Source organism: Bacillus mycoides (assembly GCF_001757995.1).
Classification (GTDB): Bacteria; Bacillota; Bacilli; order Bacillales; family Bacillaceae_G; genus Bacillus_A; species Bacillus_A mycoides_B.
This window is the reverse complement of sequence record NZ_LXLV01000025.1, coordinates 108,621-121,183: the sequence shown is the minus strand read 5'-3', so window position 1 is coordinate 121,183 and position 12,563 is coordinate 108,621. Positions and strand designations below refer to the sequence as shown.

At 34.2% G+C, this 12,563-nt stretch carries 16 protein-coding genes; 4 read left to right on the top strand and 12 right to left on the bottom strand.

The genetic code is table 11. From position 1 onward, the window contains the following. From BWGOE10_RS10410 to BWGOE10_RS10370, 10 genes are all read right to left on the bottom strand, one after another. Positions 1 to 294, bottom strand: coding sequence for a hypothetical protein (locus tag BWGOE10_RS10410; protein ID WP_070142298.1), 294 nt, complete (start codon positions 292 to 294; stop codon positions 1 to 3). Between the two features lie 5 nt (positions 295 to 299). Next, positions 300 to 1,451: a phage major capsid protein gene (locus BWGOE10_RS10405; RefSeq protein WP_070142296.1), complete on the bottom strand. Its 1,152-nt coding sequence runs from the start codon at positions 1,449 to 1,451 to the stop codon at positions 300 to 302. A gap of 3 nt (positions 1,452 to 1,454) precedes the next feature. After that, positions 1,455 to 2,237 (bottom strand): head maturation protease, ClpP-related, encoded by a 783-nt coding sequence (locus BWGOE10_RS10400; protein WP_070142294.1) that lies wholly within the window; start codon positions 2,235 to 2,237, stop codon positions 1,455 to 1,457. Beyond that, a complete protein-coding gene (locus BWGOE10_RS10395; RefSeq protein WP_070142292.1) occupies positions 2,221 to 3,384 on the bottom strand; it encodes a phage portal protein in 1,164 nt (387 codons plus the stop codon). The genes BWGOE10_RS10400 and BWGOE10_RS10395 overlap by 17 nt, the downstream gene beginning before the upstream one ends. Before the next feature lie 8 nt (positions 3,385 to 3,392). Next, the gene (locus tag BWGOE10_RS10390) at positions 3,393 to 5,051 is read right to left on the bottom strand and encodes a terminase TerL endonuclease subunit (RefSeq protein WP_070142291.1); all 1,659 of its coding nucleotides are present in this window, start codon (positions 5,049 to 5,051) and stop codon (positions 3,393 to 3,395) included. After that, positions 5,048 to 5,410 carry a hypothetical protein gene (locus BWGOE10_RS10385; protein WP_070142289.1) on the bottom strand — a complete coding sequence of 121 codons (363 nt, stop codon included), beginning with the start codon at positions 5,408 to 5,410 and terminating at the stop codon, positions 5,048 to 5,050. Before BWGOE10_RS10385 ends, BWGOE10_RS10390 begins: the two co-directional genes overlap by 4 nt. A 128-nt stretch (positions 5,411 to 5,538) precedes the next feature. Further along, a complete protein-coding gene (locus BWGOE10_RS10380) occupies positions 5,539 to 5,874 on the bottom strand; it encodes an HNH endonuclease (protein WP_070142287.1) in 336 nt (111 codons plus the stop codon). Then, a complete protein-coding gene (locus BWGOE10_RS10375) occupies positions 5,861 to 6,124 on the bottom strand; it encodes a hydrolase (protein WP_070142285.1) in 264 nt (87 codons plus the stop codon). The genes BWGOE10_RS10380 and BWGOE10_RS10375 overlap by 14 nt, the downstream gene beginning before the upstream one ends. Before the next feature lie 56 nt (positions 6,125 to 6,180). Next, positions 6,181 to 6,348: a hypothetical protein gene (locus BWGOE10_RS32825; protein ID WP_098786673.1), complete on the bottom strand. Its 168-nt coding sequence runs from the start codon at positions 6,346 to 6,348 to the stop codon at positions 6,181 to 6,183. A 564-nt stretch (positions 6,349 to 6,912) separates the two neighbouring features. Then, positions 6,913 to 7,428, bottom strand: a complete 516-nt coding sequence (locus BWGOE10_RS10370) for a DUF3231 family protein (protein ID WP_000512143.1) — start codon at positions 7,426 to 7,428, stop codon at positions 6,913 to 6,915. Positions 7,429 to 7,773: 345 nt separating this feature from the next. Here BWGOE10_RS10370 and BWGOE10_RS10365 point away from each other — a divergent pair, with 345 nt between their 5' ends. After that, on the top strand, positions 7,774 to 8,079 hold the full coding sequence (locus BWGOE10_RS10365; RefSeq protein ID WP_070142284.1) for a WGxxGxxG family protein: 306 nt from the start codon (positions 7,774 to 7,776) through the stop codon (positions 8,077 to 8,079). A 369-nt stretch (positions 8,080 to 8,448) separates the two neighbouring features. Here the strand turns inward: BWGOE10_RS10365 and BWGOE10_RS10360 are convergent, their stop codons facing one another. Further along, the gene (locus tag BWGOE10_RS10360; protein ID WP_070142282.1) at positions 8,449 to 8,991 is read right to left on the bottom strand and encodes a site-specific integrase; all 543 of its coding nucleotides are present in this window, start codon (positions 8,989 to 8,991) and stop codon (positions 8,449 to 8,451) included. Beyond that, positions 8,988 to 9,458: an ArpU family phage packaging/lysis transcriptional regulator gene (locus BWGOE10_RS10355; protein WP_070142280.1), complete on the bottom strand. Its 471-nt coding sequence runs from the start codon at positions 9,456 to 9,458 to the stop codon at positions 8,988 to 8,990. Before BWGOE10_RS10355 ends, BWGOE10_RS10360 begins: the two co-directional genes overlap by 4 nt. Positions 9,459 to 9,895: 437 nt before the next feature. Here BWGOE10_RS10355 and BWGOE10_RS10350 point away from each other — a divergent pair, with 437 nt between their 5' ends. The 3 genes from BWGOE10_RS10350 to BWGOE10_RS10340 all read left to right on the top strand — a co-directional run bounded on the left by BWGOE10_RS10350 (position 9,896) and on the right by BWGOE10_RS10340 (position 12,063). Then, positions 9,896 to 10,471, top strand: a complete 576-nt coding sequence (locus tag BWGOE10_RS10350) for a hypothetical protein (RefSeq protein ID WP_070142279.1) — start codon at positions 9,896 to 9,898, stop codon at positions 10,469 to 10,471. A gap of 240 nt (positions 10,472 to 10,711) precedes the next feature. Next, on the top strand, positions 10,712 to 11,431 hold the full coding sequence (locus BWGOE10_RS10345) for a hypothetical protein (RefSeq protein ID WP_070142277.1): 720 nt from the start codon (positions 10,712 to 10,714) through the stop codon (positions 11,429 to 11,431). 347 nt (positions 11,432 to 11,778) lie between these two features. Beyond that, on the top strand, positions 11,779 to 12,063 hold the full coding sequence (locus tag BWGOE10_RS10340; RefSeq protein WP_001123250.1) for a DUF4183 domain-containing protein: 285 nt from the start codon (positions 11,779 to 11,781) through the stop codon (positions 12,061 to 12,063). Positions 12,064 to 12,563: the final 500 nt, after the last annotated feature.

The following is a 12,563-nucleotide window of genomic DNA, read 5'->3' as shown; positions in this document are numbered from 1 at the left end:
TCAATCACCTTCCAATACAATTTCTTCTAATGCTTTTTCGATGCTGAAACTATTAATCACCGTTAAAAAATTACTATTAAAATACTCAAGTGCATCATTATAGACATAACGAGAGCGCTCAAAAACTAATTCTTTGAACGCTTCATCATTATTTATGTCATATGCCCCACATACTCTTGTTAATTCTTGATTAGATGCAGAAAGGATACGTTTTAGGTTATCATCTTCATCATCACCTAATCGCATCCTATCTTTGAATTGCTGTAATATTTCATTTGAAATTACTGTTTCCATTCACATCATCCTTGTGCTGGTGGCGTTACTTCTGCAAGTTGTAATGTGTAAACTTGAGATGTATATTTATCCTTCGGTTTACCTGTAGCATGTTGTTTAGAGATGTAAAGTGTTGCATCCTCTAATGCTAATGTTTCTTCAAACTTTTTAATTGGCTCCGTTCCACCCATTGCTGCAATATACTCTCCTTTAACAAAAAACAGCACCTTACCTTGAGGTACAAATACCGATTCTGAAGGGATTGGATTAAAAGGTAAACTTGTCACATACACTCCAGACGCATTTTGAATTGTTGCATTTGCTTGAACATCGAAAGTATCAAATGGATTTGTTACCATAACTACTTTCCCAGCAATATTTTTCGGTCTGTCTGCATCGGAACCATCAGCATTTACCTTTTTAGCTAGTAACTTAACAACACCTTTCATTTCATTAATTGTTTTGCGACCCGGTTCGAAAGTTAAAGTCCCTGCTGATTTTTTGTCCGGATACACTCCACCAACAACACTTCCACTTGGATCTTTTAACAATCCAATAGGTTCTTCTTTACCTGTACCAGTTACAAATCCTCGTTCTAAACCTACTGCCATCGCTTCTGAAATCATTGTACGAACATATCGTTCCACCCAAACTGGACCAAGTTTAAGCATATCGTTCGCTAATGGAATAAACGCAGTTAATTTAAGTTGAGTAATAGATTCTTTTCGGAATGCAGCATTTAATTGCCCTTTAATATCACCAAATAATGGTCCCCATACAGCTGCGCCTTCTGGATCTCCATAAATAAACTCTGTCACAGCCCCTAAGTTCTCTAATCCAATATGCCCTAGTAACGGATGGCTTTGAACTAAGTCATCAAAAATTCGTTCTTGTGTTGTTTTAGGTAATGTTTCAGTAGACTTAAAACCACCTTCTTCAACAACAGCATTAAAGAACTTCATTTCCTCACTTGTTAGTACATTAGCGCCACGAGACTGCATAATAGAACGATCTACCATTGATTCATTTACTTGATTTAAAATATCTGCTCGTACATCTGTAGCAAGTGCTTCAATCATGGAATTTAACGCTGTTGATTGTTCTTCTGCTGTACCTTCCTGTGTTGCTTTCGCAAATGCTAGTTTCTTCTCTTCAAAATTATTAAATTTAATCACCATATTTTATTTTCCTCCTAAAGTTAAAAAGAGCGTACTCAGATTCTGTTTTGTATTAACAGGCTCTTGAATAGGCTCTTTTGGATTTGTATTAGTTTGTAAATCATTCAGAATTTCACTTTTTAACCCTGATAATGCAGTTTTTAACTCTTCTTTTGTAATCCCTTGGCCTTTGTTCATTGTTCCATTTCTAAAACCATCGATTATTTTCTGTGGAATCATAGAAGAAACGGTACTGGAAGCGGTCATTTTAACCGGATTATCCATAAACATAATTTCATCCACAAAATTATTTTCTAATGCTTGTTGTGGCCCCATCCATGTTTCTTCAGCCATCATATTAAGTAGTTCCTCTTCCGATTTACCACTTTTAATGACATAAGCATTTACAATTGCTCGATCTGTCGTTTTCAACATCTCAGCAGCCTTTTCCATGTCACGATGATCTCCACCATTCCACATAGAAACATTGTGAATCATAATCTGTGCAGTTGGAGAAATTCGAATTTTATCACCAGCCATCGCAATAACAGAAGCTGCACTTGCAGCCAAACCAACAATTTGAACTTCAACCTGTCCTGGGTAGTTTTTTAATGCTGTATAAATCTCTGATCCTTCGTGTACATAACCACCAGGGCTATTAATTGATACGATTAAATCATCACCATTGGCATTAGTAAGTTCTTTTGCAACCATACCTGGGCTTGTTGCATCCATTTCAAACCATTCATAAATCCAAGCTTCATCACTAGAAATGATTGGTCCTTTAATATCAAGCTTCACCGTCATTTTCTTTCTCACCTCCTTCAGTTAAATGAGTTTCTGTATAGTTTTTCGTAATATAATGTTTGTTTAAATTCGAATCATTTGAAATATCATATCCTACTTCCAATCTAAGCTCATTACCTGTGAAAGCACTAGAAGAAATAAGCTTATCGATACTTTCTGCAAGATCAAATATACTTTGATAAGAGATAGCTTTAACTTCAATCTTTTGTCCTTCAAGGTACTCATTCATTTCAAAGAATTTAACGTTTGCTTCATCCGATATCTTTTTTAATAAAGGTTTGACTGTGAAAAGCATATAATTCTTTGTTTGCTTCTCTACATCAGCCATTTCGCCATATAACAAAGCCGTTGGAATACCAATAGCCATTGCTACTTGATTTAAAAAGCCATTCGTTACTTTATTGATTTCATCCACACTTTGACCTGAGTTCCCACCGCCCGATGTTTCAGCGTATTTAAATCCCGGTTGTTGTGGAATGATAGCAACGTCCTTTTCTCCAATCGCTTTATACATATTATCAATGAACTCTTGTAGCTTTGATTGGTGCTCTTTACTCTTTGCTGCAAGCATGTCCATATCAACTGTTCCGCGAATTTGATTTTTACGCTTTTGAGAACTTAATATCCTTCCGAATAAGTCACCATAATCAGCAAAAAGGCCATCGATAAGTGGTGATAATTTATCATTCCGATATCTTAAATGAATGACTTCACTTTGTTTAAAGCTTCTCTTAAACTGATAATCTTTTACGGTGACATTTGTAAAAGTATCTTCAAAAACAGCGTATTCGTTATGTTCAAAATCATCTGCAATAAGTAGATCACCATCATCAGCTTGTATAATTAAAGCTTCATTATCATAAATAAGCTTATAAATATACTTTTCCCAAAAGGTACTTGCTGTCATATTCTTATTTGGCCTAACATTTAATTGATAGTAAAGCTCATTCTTTTCAAACGCTTCACCATTTTTTACTCTAAATTCTGATTGACTAATTGTTCTTCCTAAAAAAGATATACATGTATCAATCCCTAGTCGTTTCATGTAGACTCTATTCGTTTTTTCAATAAACATTTCCACATCAAACATAAATCCTAATTCACTATTTCTTTTAAATACTGTATCCAGCCATCCAATGATTATCACCCCCTTTATTAGAATTTAATACCATCTAGCATAAAGTCGAATTCATCCACAAGAATGTTATCCGCTTGCCATAGTGCATGAATGAAAGCTTGGAATCCATCCGTTTTCCTTTTAAATTCATCCTTTTTTAGATACTCCTTGTTGCCGTCTTTCTTGATGTGGACGTAGACGTTGTTGGTGTACCAACGCATTAATGGATTGTCACCAAAAATAATGCGGTTATTTGCAAATAACGTTTCGACTCTTGGTGCTAATAAAGAATGAATCGCTTTTGGATTACGAATATATAACAATATGAACCCTTCAGATTCAAGTGCTGTTTTAACTAGATCAAGACGGAATGTATCAGCTACAATCGTATTAACCCCATATAACTCACGCATTTTTACAAACCAATCTACAATGTGAGAGATATTAATAACCGGTTCATCTAGAATAGTAAGTAATCCTTGTTCTTCCCATTCTTTAATAGGTACTTTTAATTTCACTTTATCCAAGAATCCTTTTCGTACAAAGGAGTGTGTTTTCCAAATGTAATCCTCACCATTCTTGAACAATAGCCCTACTGATGCGAAGTCTTTGATGCTGGCGAAGTCGAGGCCGCCCACAGCTGTTTTATGTCTTAGATCTGGAATTTCTCTAAGTGTTTCCCCATCTTCTTCATAACCAGTACGAATTATTTCTTCCCACGGAGCAACAGACTTTGTTAAATCTGTTTCAGGGTAGTTCATACGTTTCGTTATAAATTCTTCACGATTAGATGGATTGTTTGCTAACTGTTTATATTGAGTTAATACCTTTTTAAATAAACCTTTAGCATAGGCGCTTCTCGGCTCGCTAAACATCGGGTTCGCTTTTTCCCACACTTCTGGATTATCAATTTCTTCTGGATCATCAATCTTACAGATAAAAGGAAACAATGGATCTTCTAAATCTTTTCCTTTAAGAATATTCATCGCTCGTTCTTTCGTCTTGTCTAAGAATCCATCACGAACAAAACCATCTGTACCAATAAAAAATTCTCTAGCATTTGGTACTTTTCCAAGTCCACTAGAGAATACATTTACTACATCAAAATTTTCATATCGATGTATTTCATCATAAATAACACAACCGTCACGAAGTCCATCTTTAGAACTTGCATTAGATGTGTGATATTGCATAACGCTTTTTGTATCATTACCAAGTATTTCAACCTTAGTGCGGTAAAACATGTCTTCTAATACTTCTTTACCTTCAATTGAATCATACACTTCACGAAAAGAAACTTTTGCTTGCTTCTCATTGTTGGCCACAATAGAAACATTGTAGCGATCTATTCCATGTAATGGACTAATAAAGAAATGGCATAACGATGAAATCAAACCATTTTTACCACCACCACGAGCCATCATAATTAAAAATTGCTCGTAAAATACAGAATCATCTTCTTTATAAAAGAGGAAGACGAATGCTGTTAGGAATTTTTGAAATGGCTGCAATTTGAAATACCATTTCTCAGTGAATTTTATATAATCCTCATGCATTTCAGTATCGAAATATAAATCGTCACGAGTTAATATATATTTCTCCAGGTACTCAATTAGCATTATGCGCTCTTTGTTTAGCTTAATTTTCCCTGTTCGATACATTTCTATATATTCACTGACATATTGATTCTGAATCATGTTAAATCTTTAGCTGAGCGCTTTGTTTTTTGTTTTTCATTTTCAGCAATTTCTTTTGGTAATAAATTAAACAGTTTATCACATGCAACCGTATAACGATTAATCATCGTATTGTATGATTTTTGGGAGGGGTTTTCCACGGTCATTTTTTGTGAACCATTCTCATATTTGATGGTTGGACCCTTTAGTTTAATTTCATCTTCTAGTATCTCAAGAGTAATTGTCATAAAGGCCACACGTTCAATTAACCTTGTGGCTGCTTCACGTTTTTCATTCGAAATATCTTTGAAAATTTCATGCCATTTTTTAACTTCTTCTGCAATCATTTCGTCTTGTTTTGATCTACTTAATTTAGCCATTCATGGGTACCCCCTCCCTCATGCGCAATATTGCTGATAAATTTGGAAAATCGACCCCCTCCTCCGGTGCCCCTTAGAGCATTTTTTGATGAAATATTTTAAGGGGGGGTGTTATTACTGAATCATTTTTACCACTTTTCATCGTGTTCCCATTTGTTCTGTTTCTTTTTGAATATTCTACCGTGTTCTTTATTATGGCAATCCACACATATTGTTTCGAGATTGTCGATTTCTAATGCAAGTTCTGGATGATGTTCAAGTTCTTTTTTATGATGGACAACTAACTGTATCTTCTTACGCTTTGCACTCTCACTGTACTCATTAGTATCCGTTTGTACTCGACCGTTTCGTTTACATTCCTGGCATTCGTAGTTGTCACGCTTCTTTACTTGTTCACGTGTACTCTTCCAATCACTACTGTCATAGAACTTACGCTTCTGTTGTTTGGTTTTATATTCTTTCATCTGTCTTTACCCAGCGTGTTTGATTCCCTCTATCTCTTTCCAATAAATCTTTTATTGGTGTTTGCGTGAGATATTCTACAGAGTAAAACATTGGCTTCTGTTCATACAGCTTATAATACTTAAATCGATTAACATCAATCCCAACCTTCTTGTACGCCTTCTCATTAGGCTTAAGGTATTTGATGTATGCTTTCTTATCAATGGGTATAAGACCAAGTGCAGCAATCCTATCGTTTAAAACGCTATCCAATTACCTTCACTCCTTAACCAAAATAAAAAGCACCCGAATGGATGCTTAGATTAAACTTATTCATTATTACTTTCTCTGCTTTCATCATCATCTGATTTCGGGTCTAACATGCTTCCTATATCAGGCGGCAAAGTTAACTCTATGCCAGCTACTGGCTGATTATCCTCATTAAAATAATACTTCTTCACCTTATTCAATTCTTCATTTTTCTTATTTCCACTCATATTACCCCGCCTTTTATGTATGATATTAAATACTTTACTTAATATGTACATTGAGAAGGATAATATACTATTCTTTCAATCCTCACACTACTCATGCAATTTTTGCATAATGAAAGAGCAACCGTGCACCAGTTGCCCTTTCGTCAAAATCTTTTGTTATTACTATATAAATACGGTATTTATTCTTGTTCCAATCACTTAATACCGTTACATTCATTCGCTCCCACAATATTAAGTAACTGGAAGAAGAGCAAAAGCCCTTCCCCGTTTACACAACGTAAATTGCAATTGAATGTGGAATCAAGAAACAACTGGTCATCCAATCCGCAACCATCGCCACCGGTCATGACGATCCATTTTCATTTATCAGGAATTTTGTGAGAAATGTTTTCCGCCACTACTCACAATACAAATATAACACGCTAATTCCAAAATAACCGGTACATATACTGCCAAAAAGCGGTCATGACTCTGCCACTTATTTTAATTCGCTAATAACCTTTATTTTCCTAGACTACCTCACTGCAACAGCCATAAAGAATAGATTGAATTTTTATTTAGTTATTATGCTTGATCTGATTGTAGAACATGTAATGGAGGTGGAATAATCCAACCTTTTTTCTTATTCAGACGAAGTAATATAGCTCCAGCTTGTGCTTTTTTCATATGAAATTGACCAAACATCATTCCAACATCTTCTCGAAGAGATTGTCCCATAGCTTGACTACATGCTACTAACCCAGCAGCAAGATCCATAGAAACTTTAGCTGCAATTTCTGCATCATTAATACGAGCACCAGGAGGAATCGTTTCAATAGATGCAACTGGTCTTTCTGGAGGTGCTGGTGGTAATGCAACACCATTCAATTTCAAGATATTTTTTAATTCTTCAACTTCTGATTGGATATCATTCTCTACAAGGTTCTCTAAAAATTTCTTTAAATCCTCGTCTCCTGTATGGTTAATAAGAACTTGATATCCAGCAATTGCGCCTTGTGCCGCTGCAAGATAACTCCAAATCCCAAAGACTTCTCCGTAGTGCATTGGTTCATTTTGTGGATTTCCACTTAAAATACCCATAAAAATATTCCTCCTTAAAGAAATTAGACTTTTAGCAACAATACTTACTATAGAAAAAATTTTCCCAATCATGTTCTTGATTAAAGAAAATAAGTTCTTATAACTCATAAGGAACACCTTACCCAAATATAGTAATTACCTCTCATAGAATGTACCGTTACCAAAAATTTATTCTTATAAAGAATAAATACATTTCAATTAACTTAATCCATTATTATAAGTACTTTTAATAATAAAAATTAAAGATGTTTATCGGAATTTCAATTCAAATGGTTTTATATATTTTCAACCGAATATTGTCTAAAGGAACTGGAGACATTACTAAATACGAAAGGAGGGAAAACCATGAAGAAAAAACTTTCATCTATTTTAGGTGCCCTATTACTAACTATTATGGTTTTTGGTACAAACGTCCATGCTGAATACGATGGATATAATACGAATAGAGTTAACAATAATAATATTACAACTCGAGTTAATGACAATAACATGAATAGAGTTAATAATGATGTGAGAACTCGAAATGTAAATACGACAAATGATTTAAATGATAATCGTGATAAAAATAATAATTGGGCTTGGCTTGGTTTATTGGGACTAGTAGGATTATTTGGTCTTAGAAAAAAAGACAAAGAACCAGAAAGACGTTAATGTAGAACATTGCATTTAATTTTAAAAGATATTTATTTATTAAAAAAATGCAAAATGAATAAATTATGAATCGCCTTTAATAAGGCGATTTTTTATTTTTTTAAAATCAATAACAATCGCATAAAAACGGATACTATTAATCGGAAACAATGAATTTCTTAACTTGATGGTAATGGAGCGTTACGTCCATTTGATGAACTACGCTTCTTTTTTATGCCGTTTCTTCACTTACCCATATCTTATATTTTGTGTAACTGCCCCTATCGCTGAATCGCTTGATATTCATAGCTTCATAATACTTTCCCTTTTGAGTTACACAACGCATAAAAAATGGGTAATTATAAAAACAAAAAAATAAAAAGGACGTTGCTATATTTTAAATCGAGTCATAGCCTTATCCATTGCATCTTGGTTTACACCGATATATCTAAGGGTCACCTTCTCGCTTGAATGATTGAATATCTCCATTAGCAAAGCAATATTCTTCGTTTGCATGTACATGTGATATCCGAATGTTTTTCTTAATGTATGGGTCCCTATCTCCTTTAAGCCAAACTCTGCTGCTGTACTTCTGAGTATCTTGTAAGCCATGCTGCGCCCAATTGGTCTATTAGTACCTTCACGACTTTTAATTACATACTCACTGTCATCTCGTTCTTCAATGTACCAACGCAATTCTCTTTTTAACGCTGGAGTTAATTGAATACGTTTTTGTTTCCCTGTCTTTTTTTCTCTCATTGAAATATGGCTACCTTTCAAATCACCTATCTTCAATTTGAGAATGTCACTAATACGTAAACCTGTGTTAATTCCCATTACAAACAAAATAAAATTACGTTCGCTGTTTTCTTTCAGATATTCTTTAATCTGTTGTATTTGCTCTGGATCACGGATAGGTTGAACAAAGTTCATAGGTTATCCCCTCCATTCTGTTCTTCTGTCTCATATACTTCTAATCTAAGAGCAAAAGCTAGTTTATAAAAAGCATTAGATTTATTTCGTCTATATGTACGTTCACTCATACTAATCTCGTTATAAACCATGTAATCAAAAACTTCTTCATCTTCTAAATATCGTTTTACAATAATGTCCCTTTGGCTTTTACTAAAACGACTTAATGCCTTATCAATTTGAAAAGATAAACGTTGTAATTTCACTTCTCTTTCACTCATAGCAACATTTGCTAAAGCAACATCTTCAGCTGGCTTTCCTACTATGTTTGTTGGACCATGATATCTTACCTCACAAGAAGCTGTGACCTTCATCTCATTTCTAATCATCCCGAATTGTCTATAAATACGAACATTTTCAAGAATCTCTTCTAAACGGACTTGTGTTGCTTTACGATCAATTTTAGGTAAGAAAGTTAATTGCGTCATATATAAAAACACTCCTTATCTATTTTATTAATAAAAAACAAAAAGCGGACATCAAACCATAGAGCACTATCGCTTATGCTCTTTATGGTTTGATGTCCGCTGGTTCTTCCAGTAGGACTAAATATTTAATTTTTATTTATTATACCATTTTTACACCATTTATCTATTTTTCTATTCAAACGATTATTTTGTCTAAATGTTCGTCCTGCATTTCATAGACCTTTTTTAAAGTTGAAAGCACGTTATCTCTTATATGAATGAGAAGGAGTAATATGCTTTTTATGAATGTAAATCAGAAGCAACATTTTTTTATTGTCAAAGAATCATATTGATATATGACAACAGCTCATTTTTTTAAATTCCTTGTCAAAAACAAGCATATATAGTGTAGAAAACATATTCTACACTATATGTTATCAAAAAGTGAGGAAACGTATATGAATTCACATCATAAGAAAGATTTCATTAATATAAGCGCACCTTTTTTCCCGCATATCGATTTATCGGTATTTCCGAAAGTTCAAAAACCAATAAAATCATCGCGATCCCCAAAAACTCCAAAATCAAAACAATTATTAAAAGTTCCAAAATCCCAAACGATGTGTTGCAGACAAATTGTTGAGCATAAAATCCAGTTAGTTCCTCCCGCAAAAAAAGGAACCGTCAAAGTTGATAAACAGATATTCACTACGATTGAAAAGGTGTGTTCAGAAGTAGTCGTCATTATTGGATATATCCGAAAAACTGTTACTTATACAGCAGTAACTCATAACAGAGAGATTCCAAATCATAGTATCCAAGATGATGTTCCTTTCCAGTGTCTTATAGAATCAACGGACATTAAAGAAAATCATCAATTTAGCATCGTCGAGAAAAAAATACTTGGTGAAGTTTTTGCACGTGAAGCTAACTTTGGAAGTTCAAATGGTTTTCGATCGTATAGACAAACCCTTGCTTTCAATTTTATAGAGAAGGATGTTATAAAAGTTTCCATAAAAACGATTACTAAGTAAATCAATATCCTTCCATCATAAATATAAAATCAGATCATTTTAGAGACTAAATCCGCAGTTCCGGATCTCTCTAAGATGAAATAACTTATTTATTTGCTGAAAAATAGGAATCTTGTCCAAGATATCCTCCTATACCAGCTCTGTCTCTACTTCATATTCTATAGTAGAAGCAATAGCATTCTATTTGACTTCGAAATGTACTGAGAGAATATTATTTATTGAACTAAGGAGGAATAATGAATGGTTTGCCCACTTATTAATCCAACAACTTGTTGCCAAGTTGTTGTTGAGCGCACAACGCAGCTTGTACCCCCAGCACTTGCAGGTACCGTTACCTTTACACAAACTGTTGAAGCGGATATTGAAAATGTAATCCCAGAAAAGGTTGTAATTTGCGGAGTAGTTCGTAAAACGTTAACTTACACTGCTGTTTTAGAAAATGGCACTCTAGTGCCGGGTTTTCAAGTTTTTGATGATATCCCTTTTCAATGTGTCATTGACCGTGAAGATGCCAATGAAGGCGACATTTTCGAGGTCACAGGAGTAGCAATTCTTGGACAAGTTTCTGCCCAAGAACAAAATTTTGGATTTATAGACGGATTACGAGTTGCTTTTAAATTCAAAGAAAAGGAGATTGTCAAAGTCTGCGTTAGGAGATTGCCAGTCACTGGTACAGAAGTGGCTATTGGACTAGCGTTTACAAGTGAAGATTGTAACGTTCCTGTTGTAGCACCTGGTCGTTTGTTAGTAAATGGCATAGGATTTGCAGGAATACCAGTCACGTTCACAATACAAGGTGCAGCGACTGTTTCTCCAACTACAGTGTTTACAGAAGAAGGCGGATTTTTTAGTACGAATGTTACTGCTACTGGGCCTGGAAATATAACTCTTATAGCGTCTGGTACGGTAAATGGATTTCCTTTCTTTGGAGAAACGACTACAACTTCACCTTGTCCATAATAAAGTGAAACTTCCATTTAGAGGATTAAATAAGTAATAGTCTTTAACACCGAATACCAATTTATTCAAATTATAATATCATCCGACACTACTATGGATGAAAATTAGCGTTTTTGAAAGTGCTCTTTGCCATTTTAGGAAAGGTTCTGTTGGAGACAACAGGACCTTTTTTCGTAAAAGGATTATTTTGTTTAAATTTATACAACATCTATTAAAAACATAAGAATTATACTTTTTTACTAGTATACAAGCCGTATCTTTTAAAAGAAGCACAACATAGAATACAATACAGGACAAGGCTTTCAAAAAACTTGTCTGAGTTAATTCTTATAAAGAGGTGAACATAAATGCCTATCGTTAAACCTTTTATAGCTGGAAGACGATTTGTAAGTACAGCAGCAACAGGAACTGTCGCTGGAGCGGATTTAACTTTTGCTAATACAGACTTTACTGATGACACTGGCGCTGTAACAACATTTCCTGCTTCTTATGCTTTTTTAACGCTTTATATTAATGGCGTTATTCAGACAGGTGATACTATTACTGGTGTGACTACTACAGCTGCTACTATTGTAGGGGGAGCCGTCCTAGATGGAGGTACTCCTATTGCAATTGAATTTACAATAACGTAGATTTAGTTGTCTTTTTAGAGGTTTCATTAAAAGAAACCTCTAATTTTAAAAACTGACATTAATTTTAGTAGCAACTACATAAAACAGTACATATACTAGTATAGAATGATAGGGATTTATACTCACTCTCGAAAAGAGCACTTATATATAGTGCTCTTTTTTAGCTTCCTCTTTTCTACAAAATGAAATTTTTATTAAGTTCACTTCCGTATAACTTTTCCAATCTTGTTTACACTATAACTGTAACTTAAAGTTACACATCATTACTTGTAGGGCCTAATTTCTTTTGTACAACAAGTAGTTAGTTAATTGAGCTAGCTACTTTGTTTTTTTAACCATTTTTGTATGAATACAATTTATATACATAATTTCTCAAGTGAGATCCATACTATATATTAGGTCTTAGGTCTTAACATCTAAAACCCTTATTTCAGCCTTAGACCTAATAAAGCGCTCCTCTCTCTTACTTGGGGCTAAGCGGTTAGCTTTTGCTAGCTGCT